The sequence below is a fragment of the Megasphaera cerevisiae DSM 20462 genome, from assembly GCF_001045675.1.
GTDB lineage: Bacteria > Bacillota > Negativicutes > Veillonellales > Megasphaeraceae > Megasphaera > Megasphaera cerevisiae.
Genome location: NZ_LEKT01000007.1, coordinates 58,104 through 83,292 on the forward strand (window position 1 = coordinate 58,104; position 25,189 = coordinate 83,292).

Genomic DNA, 25,189 nt, shown 5'->3' on the forward strand with positions numbered 1-25,189 from the left:
ATTATTTCACCTCCGCATCTTTGATTACACCAAGAGGATAATATGCTGCCATGTTATCCATGAGCCACTTATTGGATTCATGAATATCCATGCCCCAGTTTGTCGGACAAGCACAAAGTACTTCGACAAAGGTAAATCCATCGCCATTCATTTGTCGTTGAAATGCCTTTTTAATCGCTTTTTTAGCTTTCATCAGATGTGGGATATCAACTACGCATACACGTTCTGCATAAACAAGGCCATCCAGGGTAGACAACATTTCTGATACACGCATAGGCATACCAGCCTGCTGCTGCGTACGGCCCGACTGTGCTGTCGTAGCCCGCTGGCCGATCAGCGTCGTCGGCGCCATCTGGCCGCCCGTCATGCCATAAATAGCATTATTGATAAAAATTGTGGTGAATTTTTCACCGCGCATAGCCGCATGGACGATTTCAGCCGCCCCGATGGAGGCCAAATCACCGTCGCCCTGGTAGGTGAATACGGGCACGTCAGGATGTGTCCGCTTCACAGCCGTCGCCACAGCCGGCGCGCGGCCATGAGACGCTTCGATCATATCACAGGCAAAATAATTTCCTGCGAAAACGGAACAGCCAACGGGGCAGACGCCGATAGTCGTACCGACGGCATCCATTTCCTCGAGGGTTTCCGCCACTAATTTATGTACAATACCATGACTGCAGCCGGGGCAATAATGGAGCTCCGTATCCTGCAGTCCTTTTGACTTGGCATAGATCGTCTTCATCTTATTTTACCTCCCCACAAGCTGCTTCTGCCGCCGCCTCAATTTCAGAAACGGTAGGAATCACTCCGCCATAGCGGCCATAGAATTTGACCGGCTTCCGTTCTGCGACTGCCAAATTGACATCATCCAGCATCTGCCCTGTACTCATTTCCACATCCAGCAATACCTTTACAGAATCCTGAGACGCAATTTCTTTCAGCCGTTTAAAGGGGAACGGCCACAGCGTAATCGGACGGAATACACCGGCCTTGATGCCTTTTTTACGAAGATTTTCCGCAGCCGTAATCGCAATACGAGCAGGCGTACCATAAGCTGTAATAACAATTTCCGCGTCTTCTGTCATCAATTCTTCCCAGCGCACTTCATGTTCTTCAATATAATGGTATGTTTCCAGCAATTCCTGATTATGCCTTTCACAAGCAGGGGCATCAATCAGCAGGGAATTGATGAAATTATTGTGATCACGATCACCGCGGCCATTTGCAGCCCATGTTTTAGGCGGCAGATCCCGTTTCGGAATATCATGCCATACGATTGGTTCCATCATCTGACCAATGAGGCCGTCTGCCAGGATCATAACCGGCGTACGGTACTGATCGGCAATATCAAATGCCTCCTGGACCAGGTCAACAGCTTCCTGCAGATTGGCCGGTGCCAGTACGGGAGTCCGGTAATCACCGTTGCCGCCGCCTCTTGTAGCCTGATAATAATCGGCCTGTGACGGCTGGATAGAACCCAGCCCCGGACCGCCGCGCATCACATTGACGATAACAGCCGGCAGTTTTGCGCCAGCCATATAACTGATTCCTTCCTGCTTCAGGCTGACACCAGGGGAAGACGAGGAGGTCATACAGCGCACCCCCGCGCCGGCAGCACCATATACCATATTGATAGCGGAAACTTCAGATTCGGCTTGTACAAAAACACCGCCTGCTTCAGCCATCTTGTGGGACATATATTCGGGAATTTCATTTTGAGGCGTAATCGGATAACCGAAAAAGCCACGACAGCCGGCACGAATAGCGGCTTCGGCTATGGCTTCACTGCCCTTCCAAATTTCTCTTTTCATGGAAAAACTTCACTCCTTTTCTCAGTCTTTTTCAATAGTAATGATAGAATCCGGACAAATCCTCGCGCAGCTCGCACAACCGATGCACAGTGATTCATCCGTACAAGATGCCGGGCGATAGCCTTTGATATTCGTGCCTTCTTCCAAAGCTAAAATCTGTTTGGGACAGACGGTGATGCAGAGTCCGCACCCCTTACAACGCTCTTTTCTGAAAGTTAAATGCATTGCCATACCTATAACGTCTCCTTTCTTTGCGGGGTCATTCCCACGGTTTTTTCATGTACAAATTCATAGGGAACACAGGATATACAAAATCGGAAGCCTGTTCTGCCAGTTTGCGGGGAACAGCGTGACAAACAACAGGAATTCCGGTCAATACCGACACTTGTTCAGCCAATTGGGCCCCTGAACGGATATCTTCCAATTCCGTCAGATAGCAGCAATGTGTATTATTAATAAGCCCATCTATATTCATACCTGAGGCCCTTTCTATGTCACGGATATACTGGACTGCTTTCTCCGGCGTATCTGACAAAGGACGGTTTCCATTGACAACACAAAGGACTCGGGCACTGTTCTGCTGCAGCTGGTGGCGATACCGAGCCAACACTCTGGCACCAGCGGGATCACCGCCAATATCCAGAATACCATACAGCTCGGGGGTATCAAACAAGGCAAATACATCCGGCGGCATAGATGGCATATCGGCATCCATATTGGCCTGGGAACTGGCAATCAGCCGTCCGCCCCGTTCCTCGATAATGCTTTTGCATTCCCGGGAACGAAAATATGGATCTACAATATCCAGATCCGCCACAGCAAACGCATGTCCCAGATCAGCCAGCGCCATTGCCATGTTTACCGCTATTTCTGTTTTCCCGCTTCCGAAATGTCCCACGATAACCGTAAGACGTGAAATATCCACCCAACTACTCATGATATACGGCACCTTTCATATTACTATTTTTGTAAAAATATTCTTATTCTTTCTATTTTTAATCATACAAAAACCATTTATTATTTTTTTAACGCCGTCGTTATAATGTTATAATGTAATTTTTTTAATGCGTATTTGTTATTTATATTGTACATCCAAACTATTTTTTTATCAAGACTTTTTCAAGTAAAACGTTCATCCTATGCGTATTCTATCTATTCACTACATTATTTATTCATAAAATACATACATGACTATTTTACGAAAGAATAAAAAAGCCGCACCTTGAAGATGCGGCTTCTGTTGTTTTTCAAATACACTGTAATTGATTTTATATGTCGTTTTTTGTATATTTTAGCTCCAAAGTGTTTTCATAATATTTTTATACGATTCGTTCAAATAATTGATAATGACCTCAAACATTGCATAAATCAAATCACCGTCGGCTTCCCCTTCTTTAAAGAGAACGCACGTGTCAAGAGCCAGAGCACCATCATCATCTAAGTAATATTTGAAAGATTTATATTTTTTATTATAGCCGTTGATCAACTGCAAAACGGCCAGCTCCGTTTCTTTGCGAAGTGCCTGAGGCGCCACGAGAATACGAATCATGCCATAGATACTGCTGTCCAGAATGACGATAGCCGGCAGCTGATCGCTGCCTACCTCAACATCGGCCGTGCCGGTGTAGTTCGTCACATTGACCGCGGTGGCTGCAATGGAACTTTCCTTTCCCTTGACCAAGGCCTGCGTGTCCACGCTATTGATACTGGCAGCGCCTATATCCAGATCACCGCTGATTTCTGTGGCCTTTGCCGTATCCGCAAATTCCACCTTACTGCTGTTGCTGCCATCAGCAATCACGATAGCGGCATTAATTGCCGTGGTATCGTTTACATTACCGCCAACCTGCGTCGTTTGATCCACGGCCGCAGCGTCCAGCTGGGTCTGAACATCTGCCGCAACCGCCGCGCTGCCCGCTGATTTGACAGTACCTGCAACAACATTCGCAGTATTCGTCGTCTTAGCATATGCCGCGTCAGCCGCCGGCACAACTCCGGAATGTTTGATATTCGCAAATTTTATGGCTGATGTCGAAGCGCCAACACCGGCCTTTACCGTGCTTTGCGCGCTAATATTCAACGCCTTTTCTGTAACCTTTCCGGTTGTATCAACCGTATCGGCAGCCGTAGCTTCTACTGCCGCATCCTTGCCGATCGTAACGTTGGCTTCTCCTCCCAAAACAGCATAAGCACCATCTATATTGACAGTCACTGTGCCGATAGCCGCATTGATCTTTCCTAAATCAGCATCGATTTTGCCAGCGCTGATAAAGCTGTTTTCACTATTTGCCGCAATATCCACATGCTGGCCCGTTACATTCCCGTCAATAGCCACATCGGCTGACGAATTGACGATCTGTCCCCAAACAGCCAATTCGTCAGCCGTCGTCCCGCCTTCATCGGTAAAATATTTTTCGTATTCCGCACCGCTGCTGGCCGTCGCCGAAATATCCACGTTTCCTGCCGCAGTAACAGTCCCCTTCCCTTGTTCACAACAGACGCATGAACCATATTATTATCCGTAGTGGAACCGTCGAAGATGCTGTCTTTCGCATTGCGCTCTGTAGCAATCGCCGACAACACAATATCACCAGCCTGTGTTTTTGATACTGTTAAATTTTTGCCAAGTCCCTCATTGGTTACTATGCTGCCGTTGCTGGTAATATTGACCAGGTCGCTAAAATCTGTCACTCCTGTTTTCAGAAGTGCATCTTTATTGACCGTCTTTCCATCTTCACTGGTGCCGATATTAATATGCGCCGCACGCATATTAATGCCGTCTGTCGTGTGCAATTTGCCCACAATGCTGATGGTGCCGCTGGCATTCACCGGAATCACCTTCTGCATTAAGCCTGTATCATCAGCGGCCAGGCAGTCTTCATACCGAACTCCGTCAGCTCCAAGGCTTTTTGAAAAGCCTGCATACCTTGTACACACAGGAAAATGCGCTGCTTTGGAACCGCATTATTCGAATGGAATGGTATTATCTGACGGGGCATCCTGATCAGGCGCAGCATGAGCTGGAAATGTTTACGATTCACGGTTCTGATGTCCGCCTGCAATCGGGAACTCTTCTTTCCTCTTTATTTTTTCAAGCCCGCCTGGCAGCTTTTTACGGCTCCAAAGAAAGCTTTGCTGATGCCATGCACCAATTTCACCGGTTTATTCCGGATACGTTTTCTTCCTTTTATCTAAATATGGCGTCTCTGTGTCAATCTTTTTTGATCGCCTTGACAGAGCCTTCTGAGGAACAAATAGAAAACTCCCTGCAGGCAATGCAACGCAGTACATTTTTTGCTCCCTGTCAGCCTTTTGCGCAGCTTATTCATGACCGTCTGCTGCTGGCCAGGGGATCCTATACGAAGGTCTCGCAATATGCTCAAAAACACACTGACGACGCCATCGCAGCATCCTATATTCTCATCGCCATATACGAATCTTTATTTGCGGCCATTGCGTTTCATTATCTGAATGCACCACAAAAGGCGGGAAAATTTTTAAAACAAGCCATCGATCTGGCTATTCCGGATCATATCATTATGCCTTTTGCCGAACATATGGAATATATAGAACCCCTGTTGTCCAAGCTGATGAGAGAACGGTTTCATCTCAAATTTATAAGAGAAATACGGACGCTTTCCATGACTGACTCGCTGGCAAATATCCGCGGCATGGTCAAAGCCGGCAGAGATATACCGTATTTATCAGAGCGAGAACACTATATTGCCACACTTGTTACAGCCGGTATAACCAATAAGGATATTGCCCGCGACCTAAACGTCGCTGAAGTCACCATCAAAAAGACGCTGAGCCGTATATATACGAAGCTCGGCATCCCCAATCGGACCGCGCTGACCAGCTATATGAAAAATAAACCGCAATAGCTCGTGCCGCAAAAATACAGCCGCAACACATACGCTATCTCTATTGTCGCAGCCGTATCTTCAGTATTATATAGCGGCCTTCTTGAATCCTGTTGAGAAACAGCAAAAAAAATCATGCGAAAACAGATACTGCTTCCGCATGATTTTTTCTATTATATTATTATTTTTTTGCCGCTATCCATTGCCTCCGGTCACGGGCTGCGTGTCTCCTGCTGCCGGTGCCGCATAGGACTGCGCGGCATTTTGTGTTTTCTTTTGTACATGCCGTACTACACAGGACAGCGTGTAATTGATAATAAAGTAAATCAAGGCAGCACAGCCGAAAAGGACAAATACATCCGATACATTGATCGTACCTGTACCATTATAGATACTGGCATTACTGAGAATCTTTTTGACCCGCGCCATCAATTCGATAGTCGCCACATTGGCCAGAAAGGACGAGTCCTTAATCGTTGTAATGACCTGACTCAACAGCGTGGGCACCACATTGCGGTAAGCCTGCGGCAAAATGATGTACAGCATGACCTGCACCGTACTGAATCCCTGTGAAAATCCGGCTTCGAACTGCCCCTGCGGGATGGAGTTCAAGCCGCCGCGAATGATTTCGGCAATAATAGCCGACGTAAACACGGTCAGCGCCACCGTTGCCTTGAACAAAATTTTCGTTTCAACGGAGGACAGTCCAAATAGCTGATGCGCAAACAGCTGTGGCGCCGGAAAAAATACCAAGCCAATAAAAATCCAAAACAACAGCGGCGTATTCCGGAAGACTTCAATATAAATAGTCGCCAGCCATTTGAATATGCGCTGACCCGGCGCTGTACAATAATTCCGCACAAGGGCCAGAATAGATCCCCAGACAATACTGACAACGACGGCCAAAACAGAAATGATCAGCGTAAAAGCGACGCCCTTCAGAATAAAGAGCAGGATAGCTGGATTTTTCAACATATTCAAACTGCCCATAAATTCGTTCATATTTCAGCCACCTTCTTTTCTTTAGCCGCACCCATACCGTCTTTTTTCTTCAAATTGGATTCCCAGATACTTGCCAATGTGGACAACGGAAAACAAATGAGAAAAAATAAAGCGCCGCAGACCAGATACGCCGGCGCATAAGCACCGCCAGTCGTCGCTCCAGTGACAAAATTATAGGTAAGAGAAATCAGATCTGATCCCCCGATGATATACAGCACTGCCGTGTTTTTGATCAGGTTAACGATCTGATTAACCGACGGCGGCAGAATAATTTTGATGCTCTGCGGTAAAATAATATAATACATTTTGCCAATATAACTAAACCCCTGTGAATCAGCCGCTTCAAACTGGCCTTTGGATATAGCTCCAATGCCGGCGCGGAATACTTCTGCCATATACGCACCATGATACACGCCCAACGAAATAATGCCGGTAATCAAAATACCAAGCTTATATCCGGAAAAAGCCAGCGCATAGTACAGCACGCAGATTTGCAGCAGCAGAGGCGTATTTTGAATAAATTCCACATACACCCGGTTGATCGTCCGCAAAACCTTGCTGGTGCTCATAGCCATAAGGCCAATGACGATCCCAAGAGTTAAGGATAATATGATCGCAGCTATTGATGTTTCAAGTGTATTAATAAATCCCAGAATAAACGTATCCCTGTAATTCCAAACCATCATCCAGGCACTTTCTGAAAAAAGACCGGACATCTCTCCCCCTCCTTTACAGCAGTATAAATAATGCTGAAAACAAGGAACAATTCTAAAGCCTCTACACCGGCTTTAGAATTGTCCTGTCAATTTTATACTGACTTTTTCATATTCGCTTTATTTATCTAACCCATTGCTTTGAATCAGTTGTTTAATCGTACCATCTTTAAGCCAGCCTTGGACGAGTTCTTCAGAAACCTTGGAAATGCCGGATCCCTTTTTGGTAGCAATGCCGTAATTCTGCGGTGCGAATTCTTCCTTGATATACGAACGATCGCCTGTATTGTAAATAGCCAGGATTGATTTATCTACACAGAACGCATCGACTTCACCAGCGCTGAGAGCTGTGGAAATAGCAGGATAATCATCATACTGTTTAAATTTGATGCCATTGGTCCACGTAGCCGGATCAAAAGTTTTGGCATCGTAGCCTTCGTTGGAAATAACGCCGGCCTTGATCATCGCTTCCACCAATGCCTTGGCAGACGTAGAGCCTGAGGATACGCCGACGGTTTTATCCTTCAAATCAGCCAGGGATTTGATGCCGCTGGCATTCTGTACCAGCACGCCGACATGATCCGTATAGTATGGAGTCGTAAAGTCCCACGATTTTTTACGTTCGTCCGTAATGGTGAAGGTTGCCAAAACACAATCAATATCACCAGAATCCAGCAGCGCGGTTCTCGTAGCCGCCGTAACAGGCGTAAATTCCACCTTAATGCCGAGATGATCAGCCATTTTCTTAGCCAAATCAATTTCCAAGCCGGAAAACTCACCCGTAGCCGGATCCTGATAACCAAATCCCTTGGTCACATTTTTGACGCCTACCCGCAGGACGCCGCGGTCAACGATTTCCTGCACATCCTTAGGCAGGCTTGATTTGTCTACAGCCGCGCTCGACGTGCTGGCACTCTTACTGCTATCATCCCCACAGCCGGCAAACAGAGCCATCGCCATAATGAAGGCAGTACACAAGACTAAAAATCTGCATAATTTTTTCATAATAATCCCTCCGTTATTGTATATCATATGATCAGCCGCAGCATGAAAACTGCCGCCTGAAGCCAAAGCGCTTTTTTGCCGGGCTATGCGGCGCTATCGGTATCCGCATAGTCTCTTTTTCTGACACTCCTGCCGCACCAAACTCTATCACGCCGGTCAGCGGATAATTTTGCTCAGAAACTTCTTGACTCGGTCATTTTTCGGATTGACAAAGAAATGTTCCGGCGTACCTTCTTCGATAATCTGCCCGTCAGCCATAAAAACCACCCGGTCCGCTACCTGTCTGGCAAAACCCATTTCATGCGTAACGACGACCATCGTAATATTTTCTTCCTTAGCCAGCTTGACCATTACATCCAATACTTCCTGAATCGTTTCCGGGTCCAGTGCCGAAGTCGGTTCATCAAACAGAATAATTTTACTTTGGGCACATAAAGCTCTGGCAATGGCAATCCGCTGCTGCTGACCGCCTGACAGGGTATTGGGATATACCGTGGCCTTATCACGCAGCCCGACCACATCCAAATAGTGATACGCCAAATCTTCAGCTTGTTCCTTGCTCTTGCCATGAAGCTTGATTGGTGCCAGCGTCAGATTTTTCAAAACTGTCATGTGCGGATATAAATTAAACTGCTGAAAGACCATGGAGGTCGTATCCCGTACAACCTTCGTCTTATTTTTACCGGTTATTTCCCTGCCGTCAATATAGACATGTCCGCTTGTCGGCTCTTCCAAGAAATTCATGCACCGCACAGTCGTCGATTTGCCGGATCCGGATGGTCCGATAATGACGAGCTTTTCCCCTTCTTTGACCTCCAGATTGATGTCCTTGAGAACATGTGCGTCCCCAAAATATTTATTGATATGATCTAACTTTATCATCTTGTGTGCCCCCCTATGCCCCTTCATCTTATAAAAAAAGTGTTTCTCTACAATCATCGGTAGAAGAAACACCCTTGTTTCTTAATTTTTTATTTATATATTGTATTACAATACATAGTATTACAATAATAAAATGTTTTATTTGATTTGTCAATAAACACTTTATTATTTAATGAATTTATTTTTCTGCGCATTGACAAATTTTGTATTCTTTGCCTTACGCCAAACAATTATCAACCAGCTTAAAATATATTTAATTTCTCTGCTGACTGCTGCTCTGGAACTTGGACTTTGGCTGATCGAAGGAAAGGCTGTGCCTGTCTTTTTTCAGCCGTTCAAATTCTTCCCGTTCCTGCCGGCCCGCACCGCCCCACCGAACAATCAGACCGCCTGTCAAATTCCATGTCTGCTTCATATTCGAACCCAAGCGCCGCGTTAATTCGCCCCACACGACGTTGTTCTTTCCATTTCCCAATGCGACGGAGGTCCCTATAGTTACATCATACCAAGTCGCATTTTTCTGTCCCATACGAACCGATACGGTCTCCCCGCTGCTTTCCTCCCGGCCGGTTCCTTCAACCGGTCCGCCCAGCTCCTGCTGTACGTCAACTCTTCCATAGGCCAGGCCAATCCTGCTGCCAAGACGATATGTTTTACCAGCCATAATACCGATCCGGCCTGCTGCCACCAAGCGGTCCGCCGGACTGTAGGACACGCCGCCGCCGCTGATATTGTTAGGCTTAATATAGCCTATGGAAAAACCTATTTGCGGTTCCCAGAAAAAATTTTTAGCGGCAAACCGCGTGTCATACCACCGTATCCCCAATGCGGTAATCCATGTGCGGTAATGAAACAAAAGGCTGTTATCCTGGGCATCCGTATAAGATACACTATTTTGAACATTGGACAGGCGAATAACTCCCTCGACATGCTTTCCCCCTGAACCAACCCATGACGCATAGAACGCGCCGCCGTACGCCGTCATGGTCGAAGATGCGCCGCCATACGGAACATCGCCCACCGTATAGGCATTCACATACGCATTCGAGGTACTCATCGTATAAAAGGCCCCTTCATACAGTTTTCCGCCCCATCGCGGTATAACATGCGGTGATTCATAACCGATCTGTGTTACGCTGTAATCCTGTGATAAGGAAGCGTCTCCGTAATTAGGAAATACGTCGCTGCGATAAAAGGTTTTAACCCACCAGTCCGCCGCTTCCGCAGGCGGTTCCATATCCTTGAAAGAAGCAAATCTGCCGTCATCGCTGCGCCGCCATGACACATCATCACCGACAAGGTAAAAATTGGACAGGCCAATCTGACCGGCAGCCATCGAATACGCCGTGGACTGCCAGCTTTTTTCTGCCGCCGCCGTGATGCCGGACAGACTGCCCACCAAAAAGCAAACAAGGATTCGTATATACACTGTACGATTTCTCATGATACATACGTCCTCCTTTAGGTGTGTTATTATACCACAGATAGAACAAAATGATAACACGCAAGTTCTATTCTCTGGTTCATAGGCACATTGCCTATTTTCCCATGCAGCGGCTCCCCGGTCGGTATATATGTATAAACTTTTACAAATTTTAAATAAAGTATACTAATTTCATGTGAAATATCGGCAATGTTATTGAAAAATCGATGTATTTTTATTAGAATATAAATGACGATTAGTCATTTATATCAGCGAAAGAAGTAATGCATATGAATAGAAAAATTTGTTCTGTATATCTGGGCCGCGTCAGCTATAAAGACGGCCTTGCCTATCAGAAAAAAGCACGTGAGCTTGTCCGCCAGGGAACATGGGATGGCATCGTACTGCTGCTTCAGCATGAGCCGGTCATTACGATCGGCAGGCACGGCGGCGCCTCCCATCTCCTGGTATCTCCGGACTGGCTGGCCGCCAACCGCATAGAGCTGCAGCCTACCAACCGGGGTGGTGACATTACCTGTCACAATCCGGGCCAGCTTGTTTGCTACCCCATCATGAATCTAAAGCAATGGACACCTGACGTTCACTGGTATGTGCGGCAGCTGGAGGAAAGCCTCATTCAAATGCTGCAGCGCCTCGGCATACGGGCAGGCCGAAAAGCCATGTATACCGGGGTATGGGTGGGAAACAAAAAACTAGCCGCCATCGGCATCGGCGTCCGTCACTGGATTACCTTTCATGGTATGGCCTTGAACATCTGCAATGACCTAACCTTATTTTCTCATATTATACCCTGCGGAATTACAGAATTTGGTGTTACCAGCGTTCAAAAGCAGGGCTGCCAAATTGCTTTGACAGCAGCCATACCCCTGTTGCTGAATTCGTTTACCACTGCCTTTCCACACAATACGTATACACATTTTTCAGATTGGGGGGATTTATATGAAAGAGAACGTAATGAAAAAGCCGGCATGGCTCAAGCAGCGTGTATGCAATGACGCGGTATACAACCAAGTCCGCAGTCTGATAACGGGGCTGCATCTTCATACGGTGTGCGAAAGTGCCGACTGCCCGAATATCGGCGAATGCTTCGGTCACCAAACAGCCACATTCCTTATCTTAGGCGGAACCTGTACGCGTGCCTGCCGGTACTGCGCGGTCCCCAAGGGGCGGCCGGAAGCCGTCCATACCGGGGAACCGCAAAATCTGGCCGAAGCCGCACTCCATCTGGGATTGAAGCATATCGTTATCACCTCTGTAACCCGAGACGATCTGCCCCATGGCGGCGCCGAGCAATTTGCTGCCTGTATTCAGGCTGTACGAAAAAGCAGTCCAGAGACGACTATCGAAGTCCTGATTCCTGATTTCAAGGGAAGCCTTACGGCTATGAATATCGTGTTGCAGGCAGAACCGACGGTATTAAATCATAATATAGAAACGGTACCGCGCCTGTTCCCGGCCATCCGTCCCATTGCCGACTACCGCCAATCTCTCGCGGTGCTGAAATACGCCGCCGCCTATAAGCCGCTCCCTCTTATCAAAAGCGGCATCATGGTAGGTCTGGGCGAAACACCGGAAGAGCTGCAGCGCGCCTTCGAGGATTTATATCGTACAGGCGTACGCATTCTTACCATAGGTCAGTACCTGCGGCCCTCACCGCAGCACGTCCCCGTCGCTGAATATATCTCCCCCGAAGACTTTGCCGCATATAAGCAAATGGCAGAAGCGATCGGCTTCCCCCATGTTATCAGCGGCCCCTTAGTCCGCAGCTCCTACCGCGCCGGCCTCATGGTGCAGGAATGTCTGCCTCAATACTAAAAGAAAAATTATCTTTATACAATACTCCTGCTATTTACAGCAAAACGTCACGATGCCGTGCATCTTGCTTCACGGTATCGTGACGTTTTTTTTTAGTATCATAATACAAATCAAATTGCTCCGACAACAGCATGCGGAACATAAAGCTTTTCCAGATAGGCTATATCCTCGGGCGTTATCGTAAAATCCATGGCCGCTGCGGCATCATCAAAATGAGGTACGCTGGTGGCTCCTACAATGGGCGCCGTAACACCCTTAGCATACTGCCAAGGCCAGGGCGATCTGCGTCATGGATACAGCATATTTCATTGCAAGTTTTTCCACCCTGTCAATGATCGGCAAATCATCGTCCATAGCCTGATCGTACTTGCTGCGCAGTGTCTTATCAGTTTGACTGCGTTTAGAATCCGTCGTCCAGCCTGGATGTGCCAAATGTCCGCCGGCCAGGGGACTGTAGGGTATAAGGGACACGCCATACTGCCTGCAGACTGGAATCAGTTCCCGTTCATCCTCACGGTACAGCAGATTATAATGATTCTGCATAGTAGAAAAGAGTGTCCACCCGTTTTGTTCTGCTACATGCTGCATGTTATGAAACTGATATCCATACATTGCAGATGCGCCAATGGCCCGGACCTTGCCGGCTTTGACCAGCGAATCCAGCGTTTCCATCGTTTCTTCCACCGGCGTCTGGTAATCAAACCGATGGATCTGATATAGGTCCAGATAATCCGTACCGAGCCGCCGCAAGGTACCGTCGATTTCCCTGTCAATAGCATTTTTTGAAAGAGCGCCTTCATTAAAAAACACCTTGGAAGCCAGTACCACCTGGTCCCGCGCAATCCCCAATATCTTCAAGGCTTTTCCAATGTACTCCTCACTGGTGCCATGGGAATATACATTAGCCGTATCGATAAAGTTGACGCCAAGTTCTATTGCATGGGCAATCATCGCTGTCGTATGCTCCTCATCCAGTGTCCAAAGATGAAAGTCCTCACTAGCCCTGCCAAAGGACATTCCTCCAACACAAATTTTTGAAACATGGATCCCTGTTTTTCCTAATTCTGCATATTTCATACTGCTTCCTCCCGTCTTTATATTAATACATAAATATAATCCCACATATTGCATAGCAATTTTTTCTCGGGCAAATTTATTATACAAGCCGTAGTTCACTCAAAGTCAAGGCCATTTTATCAACTTCTTTCATGAAGTGATATAATGGCCTTGACTGAACCAGATCAATAAAAAGTGACTCTCGAAATATTTTTTATAGCCGGGAAAAGCTTCAGATCCTATTCTATTTTCAGCACGCACTTGCAGCACTGTCCGGTTTTCATCAGATTGATTCCTTTTTGATAATTCTCCATAGGCAAGACATGTGTAATAATAGGATCCAGCCGGAGTCCGGCCCGGAGCAGTCCTCTTCCTGTTTCCCAGTCACCGTACAGCCGCCGCCCGGCAATGCCCTGCAACGTCAAACCATTATACACAAATCGATCAAGCCGCAGTTTCAACAGATGATCGGATAATCCCAAGACCGACAAACGCCCGCCTGGACGGATATACGAAAGAGATTGTTCGATGGCATCGACATTGCCGGAAAAATCGAAAACAACATCAACAGGCCGGTCTTCATTGACCGTACGAATGGCCCTTGCTAAATCAATGCCTACCGGATTCACCAAATGATCCGCCCCCATTTCCCCGCCCTTTTTCAGACGTGCTTCATTCGGCTCGACAACGATGACGTTGGCGGCGCCGCATTGTTTGAGAACACCGACGGCCATAGCCCCAATGGGCCCGCAGCCGATAACCGCTGCGGAATTTCCAGCCGCGGGAAATGCTGTGGCGGCATGTACAGCGGCTATATACGGCTCCATCAGGCTCAAGGTTTCCCAAGATAAGGTTTTATTAAAACGAATAGCATTTTCTGCCGGAATCACGATATATTCGGCCAAGGCTCCGTCACGGGACAGACCGATCGTCTCCGTATGACTGCATACGTGAAAATCATTGCGGCGGCAAGCCTCACAGGTATGACAGACAATATGCGTTTCTGCCGATACGGTGTCGCCGATTGCAAGCTGGGTAACCAGCGCGCCCTTTGCCGCCACTTCCCCGGAAAATTCATGCCCTATAATCATGGGCGGTTTCATTCTGTCACTGGCAAACTGCGACCATTCGGCAATGTGTACATCCGTACCGCAAATCGCCAGGGCATGAACTTTAATGAGTACCTCATGGGCTCCCGGTTCGGGCACAGGTCGATTCACTAATGCTAAATGACCACTGCCTGCCGCCGCTTTAACGACACATTTCATCATTGGTTTCATATCATCACCTCTTGTAAAAAAACAGAGCCGCCACGTATTGAGACAGCTCCGTTACCGGCATTATATTTCTATTATATAATATAATTATATTATTTTTTCTTAGGGGGCCAATGAATGGCATGACCAAACAAATCCAGCGCCGCTTCCCCAATGGCCTCTCCTACGGTCGGATGTGCCCAGATGGTTGTCGTCAATTCCTCTGCCGTCGCTTCCAGCCGGATAGCCAGGGCACATGCCGCGATTAAATCCGTCACCCGGGGACCATACATATGGACGCCCAGGATTTGTCCATATGTTGCGTCAGCCAGTATCTTGATCATGCCGACACCGCCGTTTTCAATGAGCGCTTTGCCATTGCCCGACAAGGGGAATCTGCCGCAGACATAAGCCGTTCCTTTCGCCTGCAATTCTTCTTCCTTCAAGCCGACACTGGCAGCTTCCGGTTCCAGATAAATACATGAGGGTACCGTTTCCGCATGATACGCGCTTTTTCCTGTCAGGATATATTCTGCCGCAGCTATCCCCTGTGCCGAAGCCGCATGCGCCAGCATGAGCCTGCCGTTGCAGTCGCCAATGGCGAAAATACTCGGAATATTCGTCTGAAAGTGATCATCTGTCACGATTTTACCGCGGTCCATCGCAATGCCCAGTTCTTCCAGTCCCATGCCGGCCGTCATCGCCCGGCGGCCTACGGCCATGATGACCGTTTCCCCCCGGACCATATCCTGCCTGCCCTGATAGTCCATGTGTACCTGCAGATCCGTACCGTCCTGATCAATCATTGTCACCTTGGCATCTGTCAGAATCCGGATGCCTCTTCTTTCCAGATCGGCCCGGATCAGGGCAACGATTTCCGTATCAATCGGCGGCAGAATATGGGGCAGGGCTTCTACAATCGTGCATTGCGTCCCTACAGCTGCAAACATAGATGCAAATTCGATACCAATAACACCGCCGCCGATAATAACGAGGGATTTCGGGATCTGCCGCAGGGCCAGAGCCCCTGTACTGTCAATGACTCCCGGCAGATCCGCACCGGGGAAACGAAGCTGTACCGGTTCAGATCCTACAGCCAGAATAATCGCATCAGCCGTGATCTTTTCACTGCCAACCTGTACGGTATGGGCATCTGTTATGATCCCTTTACCACTGTATTTTTTGACGCCGTTTGCCTTGAGCAGGCCTTCCACACCGCCTACCAGTCGTTTGACGATAGAGTTCTTGTATTGCTGGGCTTGGGCCCAGTCCATGGCTGCACCGGTTACAGAAATCCCGACCGCCGCCGTCTGACGAAGAACAGACTCGTATAATGAGCTGGCATGAATGAGAGCTTTCGTCGGAATGCAGCCTACGTTCAAGCAGGTACCGCCTATGGCACCGCATTCCACGATGGATACAGCGGCACCGAGCTGGGCCGCCCGGATAGCGGTAACATATCCTCCGGGTCCGGCACCGATGACGACAATGCGCGTTTTCCCGTCTGCCGGGATCGATGCGGCCGGTGCCGCTACCGCAGGAGCTGCAGGCGGCGGTCCGCCTATGGATTCACCGGCTTGTCCTATATATCCCAGCACCCCTTTTACAGGCAGACTGTCTCCCTCCTGCGCCACGATTTTCAACAGGACGCCATCTTCATGAGCTTCTACGATATTGCTGATCTTATCCGTTTCTATTTCGACGATTTCATCGCCCTTCGTTAGCGTGTCCCCTTCTTTCCTGAGCCATTGAGACACCGTTCCCTCTGTCATCGTCAAGCCTAATTGCGGCATGGTAATTTCAGAAGCCATCGGTCATTACCTCCTTTAATGCGGCCGGCTGTCCATATCAACCGGCTCGCAATCTGCGAATTACAGTAACAAGAGCGGGTTTTCCAGATATTCCCGAAGACGGGAGGTGACCAGCCCAGCCGTTGCGCCGTCAATAATCCGATGATCATATCCAAGAACGGCGTTCATCATTGGCGCGATCACAATCTGATGGTCTATAACAACCGCCTTTTCCACCGTCCGGCATACGCCGAGTATCGCCGCCTCCGGGGGATTGACGATAGGCGTAAAATGATCACAGCCATACATGCCCAAATTGCTGATAGTGCAGGTGCCGCCACTCAGTTCATCAGGTGATAAGGTATGTTCCCGGGCCTTACGGGCTAATTCGCCTACTTTTTGATGGATATCCATCAACCCCAGCTGATTGGCATTCTTAATGACCGGTACGATCAAACCGCCGTCTATGGCAACCGCAACACCCATATTGATTTCGGGATTATGAATAATATAGGCACCGTCCAAGCTGTCATTGGCATTTCTATATTCCTCCAGCACCTTGCACATGGCTTTGATAATCAGATCCGTAAAAGAGAATTTCCTGTCCATGGCGATAAATTTACCGCGCAGCGCTGCCGCTTCGGTCATATTGATTTCCACTGTATGGTGAACATGAGGCGTATTGCGCCAGCCTTCACCCAGCCGCTGGGCAATGACCTTGCGCATGCCCTTCAATTTTTCACCGTGCGCCGGCACGACAGAAACCGGACTTGCCGTGACCTGCGGCACCGCTGCTACGGCAGCTGCGGCGATACCGGCAGACTGCAATACGTCCGCTTTCATAATACGCCCGGCAGTCTGGATCGCTGCCGGGTCGATGCCCAAATCGGCAGCGACCTTGGCGGCCGTCGGTGATATACGGACGGTGGCCGCCGTCTTGCAGTCTGCCACATCACTCCCGATAACGCGGCCGTTATACCCGGTCCCGGTAACGAGCGTCAAATCCAGGCCGCCGTCACGTGCCAGCTTTCTTGCATAGGGAGTGGCTGGTACCCAGCCGCCGGCAGCGATCTTTTGAACAGGCGCTTCCCGCAATGCCGGCGCAGCCATGCTTTTTGCCGAATCCGGAACTGCCGCTGCTGAGGCGGCGGCACCGATCTGTTCTCCCGGCTGCCCGATATAGCCTAACAAGGCCTTGACGGGAAGGGACTCTCCTTCTTGGGCAACAATTTTCAACAGTACGCCGTCTTCGTGCGCTTCAACGATATTGCTGATCTTATCTGTTTCTATTTCAACAAGTTCGTCCCCTTTTTTCACTATGTCTCCCTCATGCTTGAGCCACTGCGACACGGTTCCTTCCGTCATCGTCAGGCCCAGCTGAGGCATTGTTATTTCTGCTGCCATTTGACATAACCTCCTTATATAGGATGTGCGCGACAGGATATCGTGATCGCTCACGGGCAGCCCACCGCGTCTTCTAATTTATTGTTCCGCCATACTGGCCGGTATCTGCTTGTTCCTTTTCCTGCTGTCCCAGTTCAACAGCCGTCTTCTTCGGCAGGGTCAGCATAACCAGTCCGGAAACAATAAGCATAGCGCCCAGGGCAAAATACCCCATATCCGTAGAACCCGTATTTTGCTTGATGACGCCCAGCATAAACGGCCCAAGATAGCCGCCGAGATTGGCTACGGAATTAATTAATGCCGTAGCACCGGCAGCCGCTGCGCCGCTGAGAAATGTCGTCGGCACAGACCACCATGTCCCCATGGCCGCATATACGCCGATAGCGGTCAGGGAAATAAAGACAAGACTAAGAATACCCGTATGAATAAAAGGTGCGCAAATCAGGCCGAACGCGCCCAAGAACATGCAGCCGGCAATATGCCACCGCTTTTCACCGGTCCGGGACGAGCTGTTGCCGATCAGAATCTGCGCAATAAGCGCTGCGCCCATTGGGAAAATGATAGCAACACCGACCAGCGCCGGAGACCATCCAGACAGCCCTTTTAATACTTGGGGCATCCAGAAATTAAATCCCCAGAAGCCCGTGATCCACGTAAAGTAAATAATGCACAGACGCCAAACCTGCTTATCCGTCAGGGATTGCCAAATCGTGTACTTTTTGACATTTTCCTTGGCTTTTTCTTCAGCCGCAATTGTTTCGTTCAGATATTCTTTTTCAAGCGGCGTAAGCCACATTGCTTTATCGGGACGATCCTTGACCCAGAACAGAAAGACAAACGTAAATACCAGAGCCGGAACGGCTTCAATAAGGAACAGGCACTGCCAGCCATGAAAGCCGAATATATTCAATTCGAGAAGGAAGCCTGCCACGGGAGCACCGATAATTGCCGCGATAAGCAGGGAGGTCAGCATTAGCGAAATCGCCGCCGCCCGTTCTTTAGCAAGAAACCAGCGTGGGAATAGTACAGCGTAAATAACGGGATACAAGCTGGCTTCACAGGCTCCCAGCAAAAATCGGAATAAGAAAAACTGAAATTCTGACGTCATAAAGGCCAGAAGTCCGCAGACAATACCCCATGTAAACATAATGCGGGCAATCCATTTACATGCGTCAAATTTTGCGGCAATGAGGGATCCGGGAATTTCAAAGAAGAAATATCCCAGGAAAAACATGCCGGCGCCGGCCCCAAATATTTCCGGAGTCAGCCAAGTCAGCTGCTGCGACATGGTCATACCGGCATAGGCAATATTCACACGGTCCAAAAAAGCAATGACAGATACAAGAAATACGGGAAAAATAATGTGCATCTTTCTCCGTTTATCTAAACTTGCAAAATCGATACTAGCATATTTCGGATTCATTATGATACCCACCTCTCAAGCGAACATATAGCCTCTACCTTTGATTGCCAAGTACTTCTTTAACTGCTTTTACAATATCCTCCGGCTCAATTTTTACCAGCCGTTCCAAAACAGGTGAATAGGGAATCGGAACGAAAGGCGCTCCTAAGCGCACGATGGGAGCATCCAGATAATCTATCATTTCCTCAGCGGCCCTGGCGGCCACTTCAGCTCCGACACCACCCTGACGTACCGCTTCATGGACGATCATCAGCTTTTTCGTCTTTCTCAGGGATTCATACACTGTATCCATATCGAGCGGGGATATCGTGCGCAAATCAATGCATTCCACATGAATTCCTTCTTTATCCAGTTCCTTGGCCGCTGTCAATACATTCGTCATGTAAAAAGAATAGGATACGATCGTCATATCAGCCCCTTCCCTCGCAACGTGGGCCTTACCGATCGGCGTGAGTATTTCACCCTCCGGCACCTCTCCTTTGACGGAGAATAGTTTTTTATGTTCAAAGTACAAAACCGGATCATCGCTGCGGATGGCTGATTTCAAAAGGCCTTTAGCGTCAGCCGGATTAGACGGGATAACGACTTTGATGCCGGGAATATGCATAAACCAGGCTTCCACACATTGTGAATGCTGCGCCGCACCGCCGCGGGTCATACCGTCAGGTGCCCGGAGCACCAGAGGGACCTTGGCCTGTCCGCCGAACATATAGCGGGCTTTTGCCATTTGATTGAAAATTTCATCCATCGGTACGCCGATAAAGTCAGCAAAGTGCATATCCACAACAGGCCGCATGCCCGCCAACGCTGCCCCGACACCGCCGCCGATGATGGCCGTTTCCGATATAGGCGTATCCCGGACACGCTCCTTGCCAAATTCCTCCGCCAATCCTTTAAACTGACCAAAAATACCTCCCTGCCGCGCAATGTCTTCTCCCATCAGAAATACATTTTTATCACGCTGCATTTCTTCGCGCATGGCCTCTTGCGTTGCTACAGAAAATGTAATCTTTCTCATCGTATATGACCTCCTTTGCTATCACTGCCGTGATCAGTCGCAATAATAATTTTCCATTAGTTCGGACAAGGCCGGTTCCGGCGCCTCCTGTGCCTCCTGCACTGCTTGCATGATCAATTCCCGGGCTTCCCGATCCATATCATCCATTTCGGTTTCCGTAAGGAGCTTCTTTTCCAGCACCGTCTTGCGAAAATTTTGAATCGGATCATTTTGTGTAAAATGTTCCATGACTTCTTCTTTCGTGCGATATAATTCCGGATCGCCGACAAAGTGTCCTTTAATTCGATATGTTTTAAGTTCAAGGAGATAAGGACCCTTGCCGCTGCGTACATAATCAACAGCTTCTTTCGCCGCCTCATATACCGAAAAGAAATCGTTGCCATCCACTGTATTCCCCGGCATATCATAGGCTGCTGCCCGAACGGCAATATCTTCAACAGACGTCGTCGTCCTGTACGGTGTTGTCGAAGCCCATTGATTCATTTCGCACACATATAGTATAGGAAGATCCCATACTGCCGCCATATTGCACGATTCATGAAACGTACCGCGGTTGGAGGCGCCATCTCCGAAAAAGGCCACGGCAATCTGCGTTGTCCCGCGCAGTTTAGCTGCCAGCGCAGCCCCCATGGCCAGGTTATACCCAGCGCCGACAACACCGTTGGCACCCAGCATGCCGATGGAAAAATCCGCAATGTGCATAGAACCGCCCTTGCCATGACAATAGCCCGTTTCCTTGCCGTATAATTCCGCCATCATTTTCTTTACGTCTGCTCCCTTGGCAATACAATGCCCATGTCCTCGGTGCGTACTTTCGATGTAGTCATCCGTATGCAGGTTTTCGCAGACTCCGACGCCGCAAGCCTCTTCCCCAATGTACAAATGGGTAAACCCCGGCAGTTCGCCGGCCAGGAAAATTTCTTCTACCTTGGACTCGTAAGCCCGTATTGTTGTCATTTTACGATATGCGTCTTGCAGCAAAACTTTGTCATACATAATTGCATCTCCCCTTTATATAGTACTGAAATCCACACGATGACAATGGCATCGCACAATCAATATTAATTCACAAACACAGTCTGCCGGTTTTCTTTCAATGCATACCCATCCTTTAAGGTATAAAAGCTTGTTTCCGAATCTGCCAGCGATCTGATACCGGATACATCATCATCGGCAAAGGGAATGTGATACAGCAGCACCCGGGGACAACAGCCAAGGCCAGCCAGCCATTCCTTCCTGCGCCGGTCCGCATATGCCAAGGGATTGACGAAAATACCTTTCAGCTGCGTGCCCTGCAGAAGGCTGCGCACATTTCTGACAGAGTATGACCAATCTGTATCTCCCATAAACAGGTAGCTTTTACCGTGCAAAAGCAGGGCGATGCTGTAATGGATAACAGCAAAGGCTGCGCCGCCCATATGGGGCGTCTTAAAAAACACGGCCCAGCCGCCGCCGGCCAGCTCATCATAAAAAATCAGCTCATCCTTACTGCCCACACAATGAATCCGCGTATCCGTGCCTTCTGCCATAACGATTCCTGTATCCTCATATTTCAGGGACGAACGGCTTATTCTGGGAATATATGCATGAACCACCTCATTCGATTGAATATATGAATTGACATAATACGAACTGAAATGATCCTCATGGCGATGCGTAACTAACAGATTTTTGATATTTCGAAACACATGCCCTCTGCCGACAGCTGCCTCGCATACCTCACTGGGACGCTGATTAAAAAATTCATTTCCTCCGTACAGGCCATCAATCAATATGGAATGCTGTTTGTCCCGCATATAAATACCTGCGTTTCCCACTAATGTTATTTTCATTATGGCCCCCTCTTCGGATTTCAGTCCGTTTTTCCCACTGTTACATCCATTTTTTCTTCAAAATATTTGATGATGCCGGCCTGATCAATATCAATATATCCGTTATCCTTCATCCAATCCATAATCCGCAGCGTCACATCGGTCACCGGCAGATCGATTCCCAAATGATGGGCATATTGCTTGGCATTGATCAAATCCTTGCGATGCACAGCAATGCGCGCTCCCGGCACATAATCCCGTTCGATAATTTTAGGTACCTTGTCCTCATACACCGGTCCGCCGGCAAACCCAGTGCGCGTCGCCTCAAAGGTAGTCTGCAAGTCGATGCCTGCTTTGGCAGCAAAAGCATAGCCTTCGGCAATGGCTGCCAGATATGCCCCGGCAATCGTATTATTGATGAGCTTTGTCACATCCCCGCTGCCCGGCCCGCCCGTATAAACGGGATATCCCATGCATTCCAGCAGCGGCCTCATTTGATCAAAAATTTCCTTATCCCCGCCGGTCATAATAGCCAAGGTCCCCGCTGCCGCCTTGGTATTGCCGCCGCTGACAGGGGAATCCAGCAAGTACATGCCTGCCGCCCGGGTTTTAGCATACAATTCCTGAATAATATGCGGTGCCGTAGAGGATAAATCAATAATAATATTTCCCTTTTTTCCGTATTGGATCGCATTTTCTATAGACCGGATAATCACCGCATGAGTCGGAAGCATCTGCATAATAATGTCACAATTTTTATATACTGCCTCCATCGTATCTGCCGGATGCCCTCCAGCTTTGGTAAATTCTGCCACCTGATCCGGTACAATATCATACCCATATACATCATATTCTGACTTCTGAATCAAATTTTTCACCATCGGCAGCCCCATTACACCCATACCCAAAAAACCGATATTCATGCATACCGTCTCCCTTCTCTTTCGAAAAACAATATAACTATATTTTATTATTAATATTCTTTTTATACATATTCCGTAATTTTATTATACTGTACTGCTCTGAATCGTTTGTATCGTTTTATACCATTCTTTAAATTTATTTTAAAATTGCTTTTTATGCATGATATATTTTTTTGATTTTATTTTGTACTCACTGCCAGACTTTACTATTTACAGATTCCTTTCTATAAAAAAGTATCCCCTGCCAATCAACTATCCCTTTGATTTTTTGTTTTCTTTATAGAAAAAAAAGAATATATGCATCATGTCATATTCTTTTTTTCATTGTTTTTCTTATCTCCACGCTTTAATTGTATAAATTTATACAATTAAAGCGTGGGTTTTAGATATAATTATATTGATTATTTATCATAATTGCTATATGCTTATGGAATATATGTGTATTACTATTTTTTATGATAAGCCGGTACATTTTATCTGTGTGCCGGCTTATCACTACGCCGATTCCAGAGATCGTCATTGTAGGGAGGGGGAGCCGTAATGTTTGAAGAACGATTCATTCAATTTAACAAAGAACTAACCAATCTCTTTATGAAACACGGAAAACGGGAGGTGTACCGTGCCCATCAAATTATTTTTATCAAAAATGAACAAGCAAATAATCTGTACTACATTGAAAAAGGAAACATCCGTGTGTATATTCCATACCGTGACGGCAGTGAACGAACATTATGCTATTTCCATCCGGGAACCATCATTGGTGAAGAAGCCTTTGCTACGCCTCCCATCCGTATTGTCTGCACGAACAGCATGACCGAATCGAGGTTATACAGACTATCCGCGAAGGAGATATTGGCTTTTGCCAAACAAAATCCCAAAATCATGGAAAACCTGCTTTCGTTTTTCATGAAAAAAATTACGCTGCTCCACAGCTGGATCTTTTATGGCCAATTTAAAAAAAACGAAGATAAATTAGCCTGCCTCATTTATACCTTATCCTGCCAGCAAAACAAAATAAGCTTGTCACATGAACAAATGGCTGCCGTAACCGGCATGAGCCGGGTCACAGCAACCAGAATACTGGACTCCTTTGTAAAAAAAGGCTTAATATCCCAGCAATATAAAACACTTAAAGTGTTGAATGCAGAAGCATTAAGAGACATCTTTGACCACAAGGAATTTTATTGACACCCCATTCGCACGCCAAAAAGACGCCCTCAGTCCCATATATCACTGGCGCGTCCTTCTTAAATTCATATTAGTAAATATCTGTGATATGAATAATCCCATATCCTGCTATTTTCAAAAATTAGTATCAGGTTACACACACTAATGTATCTTATTACAGTATACTAAATATAACAAAAAGTAACCATTGTTTATATCAAATAACACCCTCTGTACCGCAGAAAGATATCTGCCCGTGTATATTTAGAGACCTCCACCTCTATCTCTGAATTTACATGCTGCCCAATATTGCCAATGATTCAAAAACGCCGCTTCGGACCCTTCTGACAGATTCGGACAGGCGTTTTTGTATAACCTGATACAAAAAAAATAAAGCCATGCTGAACCTGCAAAGTATTTCATCTCCTGAAACACCCTGCAGATTCAACATGGCCAGTCTCCGTTCATTAGTGCGCGCAGTTATGCGATTCCATATGGCGTGCCGAAGCATCCTTACCATCTTTTTCATCATGGACTGCACAGTATACATTGACAGCATACATGCCGGCAACAAGGAGAACTGCACCAAGGCTTACATAGTCGGATAGAAGTGTGGACATTGTTTTCATCTCCTCAGCTAAACCAGTGTAGTAATCTTTTTATACTATACCAGGAGTATTCCTCCTATGCATCATTCTACATGATCTGCGTCTATTGTCAATGTACGGCGTAAAAATAGTCACATTAGTATTGCACAGCCCGTATACAAGCATTTCATCTGTTATAGCAAGCATAATTAAAAT

At 47.5% G+C, this 25,189-nt stretch carries 24 protein-coding genes; 4 read left to right on the forward strand and 20 right to left on the reverse strand.

The window, feature by feature from the left end; all coding sequences use genetic code 11:
* Position 1 precedes the first annotated feature (1 nt).
* From AB840_RS03555 to AB840_RS15755, 5 genes are all read right to left on the reverse strand, one after another.
* A complete protein-coding gene (locus AB840_RS03555) occupies positions 2 to 745 on the reverse strand; it encodes a thiamine pyrophosphate-dependent enzyme (protein WP_048513451.1) in 744 nt (247 codons plus the stop codon).
* A gap of 1 nt (position 746) precedes the next feature.
* Positions 747 to 1,814, reverse strand: a complete 1,068-nt coding sequence (locus tag AB840_RS03560) for a 3-methyl-2-oxobutanoate dehydrogenase subunit VorB (RefSeq protein ID WP_048513452.1) — start codon at positions 1,812 to 1,814, stop codon at positions 747 to 749.
* Positions 1,815 to 1,835: 21 nt separating this feature from the next.
* A complete protein-coding gene (locus tag AB840_RS03565) occupies positions 1,836 to 2,045 on the reverse strand; it encodes an indolepyruvate ferredoxin oxidoreductase subunit alpha (protein WP_048513453.1) in 210 nt (69 codons plus the stop codon).
* 28 nt (positions 2,046 to 2,073) lie between these two features.
* Positions 2,074 to 2,751, reverse strand: coding sequence for a P-loop NTPase family protein (locus tag AB840_RS03570; RefSeq protein ID WP_048513454.1), 678 nt, complete (start codon positions 2,749 to 2,751; stop codon positions 2,074 to 2,076).
* A gap of 354 nt (positions 2,752 to 3,105) precedes the next feature.
* The gene (locus AB840_RS15755) at positions 3,106 to 4,269 is read right to left on the reverse strand and encodes a hypothetical protein (protein WP_143745042.1); all 1,164 of its coding nucleotides are present in this window, start codon (positions 4,267 to 4,269) and stop codon (positions 3,106 to 3,108) included.
* Positions 4,270 to 4,741: 472 nt separating this feature from the next.
* Here AB840_RS15755 and AB840_RS03585 point away from each other — a divergent pair, with 472 nt between their 5' ends.
* Positions 4,742 to 5,698, forward strand: a complete 957-nt coding sequence (locus AB840_RS03585; protein WP_143742675.1) for a helix-turn-helix transcriptional regulator — start codon at positions 4,742 to 4,744, stop codon at positions 5,696 to 5,698.
* Positions 5,699 to 5,872: 174 nt separating this feature from the next.
* Here AB840_RS03585 and AB840_RS03590 read toward each other — a convergent pair whose 3' ends face one another.
* The 5 genes from AB840_RS03590 to AB840_RS03610 form a co-directional block, all read right to left on the reverse strand.
* Positions 5,873 to 6,679: an amino acid ABC transporter permease gene (locus tag AB840_RS03590; protein WP_072061747.1), complete on the reverse strand. Its 807-nt coding sequence runs from the start codon at positions 6,677 to 6,679 to the stop codon at positions 5,873 to 5,875.
* Positions 6,676 to 7,395 carry an amino acid ABC transporter permease gene (locus AB840_RS03595; protein WP_048513457.1) on the reverse strand — a complete coding sequence of 240 codons (720 nt, stop codon included), beginning with the start codon at positions 7,393 to 7,395 and terminating at the stop codon, positions 6,676 to 6,678. Before AB840_RS03595 ends, AB840_RS03590 begins: the two co-directional genes overlap by 4 nt.
* A gap of 117 nt (positions 7,396 to 7,512) precedes the next feature.
* Positions 7,513 to 8,397 (reverse strand): transporter substrate-binding domain-containing protein, encoded by an 885-nt coding sequence (locus AB840_RS03600; protein ID WP_048513458.1) that lies wholly within the window; start codon positions 8,395 to 8,397, stop codon positions 7,513 to 7,515.
* Positions 8,398 to 8,553: 156 nt separating this feature from the next.
* A complete protein-coding gene (locus AB840_RS03605; RefSeq protein WP_048513459.1) occupies positions 8,554 to 9,279 on the reverse strand; it encodes an amino acid ABC transporter ATP-binding protein in 726 nt (241 codons plus the stop codon).
* A 253-nt stretch (positions 9,280 to 9,532) separates the two neighbouring features.
* Positions 9,533 to 10,723 carry an autotransporter outer membrane beta-barrel domain-containing protein gene (locus AB840_RS03610; RefSeq protein WP_078791663.1) on the reverse strand — a complete coding sequence of 397 codons (1,191 nt, stop codon included), beginning with the start codon at positions 10,721 to 10,723 and terminating at the stop codon, positions 9,533 to 9,535.
* 269 nt (positions 10,724 to 10,992) lie between these two features.
* On the opposite strand from AB840_RS03610, the gene lipB reads away from it, so the two are divergent.
* Both lipB and lipA read left to right on the forward strand, forming a co-directional pair.
* Positions 10,993 to 11,718, forward strand: a complete 726-nt coding sequence (gene lipB / locus AB840_RS03615) for a lipoyl(octanoyl) transferase LipB (protein ID WP_053078131.1) — start codon at positions 10,993 to 10,995, stop codon at positions 11,716 to 11,718.
* Complete coding sequence (lipA, locus tag AB840_RS03620; RefSeq protein WP_048513460.1) at positions 11,663 to 12,538, forward strand: lipoyl synthase; 876 nt, start codon at positions 11,663 to 11,665, stop codon at positions 12,536 to 12,538. Before lipB ends, lipA begins: the two co-directional genes overlap by 56 nt.
* Positions 12,539 to 12,793: 255 nt before the next feature.
* Here the strand turns inward: lipA and AB840_RS03625 are convergent, their stop codons facing one another.
* The 9 genes from AB840_RS03625 to AB840_RS03665 form a co-directional block, all read right to left on the reverse strand.
* Positions 12,794 to 13,615 carry an aldo/keto reductase gene (locus AB840_RS03625; RefSeq protein WP_234984833.1) on the reverse strand — a complete coding sequence of 274 codons (822 nt, stop codon included), beginning with the start codon at positions 13,613 to 13,615 and terminating at the stop codon, positions 12,794 to 12,796.
* A gap of 218 nt (positions 13,616 to 13,833) precedes the next feature.
* Positions 13,834 to 14,874, reverse strand: coding sequence for an alcohol dehydrogenase catalytic domain-containing protein (locus AB840_RS03630; RefSeq protein WP_048513461.1), 1,041 nt, complete (start codon positions 14,872 to 14,874; stop codon positions 13,834 to 13,836).
* Positions 14,875 to 14,963: 89 nt separating this feature from the next.
* Entirely contained in the window at positions 14,964 to 16,661 is a 1,698-nt protein-coding gene (lpdA, locus tag AB840_RS03635; protein ID WP_072061748.1) for a dihydrolipoyl dehydrogenase, read from the reverse strand.
* 60 nt (positions 16,662 to 16,721) lie between these two features.
* Entirely contained in the window at positions 16,722 to 18,044 is a 1,323-nt protein-coding gene (locus AB840_RS03640; protein ID WP_048513462.1) for a dihydrolipoamide acetyltransferase family protein, read from the reverse strand.
* A 73-nt stretch (positions 18,045 to 18,117) separates the two neighbouring features.
* Positions 18,118 to 19,467 carry an MFS transporter gene (locus AB840_RS03645; protein WP_048513463.1) on the reverse strand — a complete coding sequence of 450 codons (1,350 nt, stop codon included), beginning with the start codon at positions 19,465 to 19,467 and terminating at the stop codon, positions 18,118 to 18,120.
* A 34-nt stretch (positions 19,468 to 19,501) separates the two neighbouring features.
* Positions 19,502 to 20,485, reverse strand: a complete 984-nt coding sequence (locus AB840_RS03650) for an alpha-ketoacid dehydrogenase subunit beta (protein ID WP_048513464.1) — start codon at positions 20,483 to 20,485, stop codon at positions 19,502 to 19,504.
* Positions 20,486 to 20,518: 33 nt separating this feature from the next.
* Positions 20,519 to 21,481: a thiamine pyrophosphate-dependent dehydrogenase E1 component subunit alpha gene (locus tag AB840_RS03655; RefSeq protein WP_048513465.1), complete on the reverse strand. Its 963-nt coding sequence runs from the start codon at positions 21,479 to 21,481 to the stop codon at positions 20,519 to 20,521.
* A gap of 65 nt (positions 21,482 to 21,546) precedes the next feature.
* Positions 21,547 to 22,317 carry an MBL fold metallo-hydrolase gene (locus AB840_RS03660; RefSeq protein ID WP_048513466.1) on the reverse strand — a complete coding sequence of 257 codons (771 nt, stop codon included), beginning with the start codon at positions 22,315 to 22,317 and terminating at the stop codon, positions 21,547 to 21,549.
* A 20-nt stretch (positions 22,318 to 22,337) separates the two neighbouring features.
* Positions 22,338 to 23,219 (reverse strand): NAD(P)-dependent oxidoreductase, encoded by an 882-nt coding sequence (locus AB840_RS03665; RefSeq protein ID WP_048513467.1) that lies wholly within the window; start codon positions 23,217 to 23,219, stop codon positions 22,338 to 22,340.
* Positions 23,220 to 23,759: 540 nt separating this feature from the next.
* Between AB840_RS03665 and AB840_RS03670 the strand changes: the two genes are divergently transcribed.
* Positions 23,760 to 24,407: a Crp/Fnr family transcriptional regulator gene (locus AB840_RS03670; RefSeq protein ID WP_048513468.1), complete on the forward strand. Its 648-nt coding sequence runs from the start codon at positions 23,760 to 23,762 to the stop codon at positions 24,405 to 24,407.
* A gap of 446 nt (positions 24,408 to 24,853) precedes the next feature.
* On the opposite strand, the gene AB840_RS17035 is transcribed toward AB840_RS03670, so the two are convergent.
* Positions 24,854 to 25,006 (reverse strand): hypothetical protein, encoded by a 153-nt coding sequence (locus tag AB840_RS17035; protein WP_159445776.1) that lies wholly within the window; start codon positions 25,004 to 25,006, stop codon positions 24,854 to 24,856.
* Positions 25,007 to 25,189 lie beyond the last annotated feature (183 nt).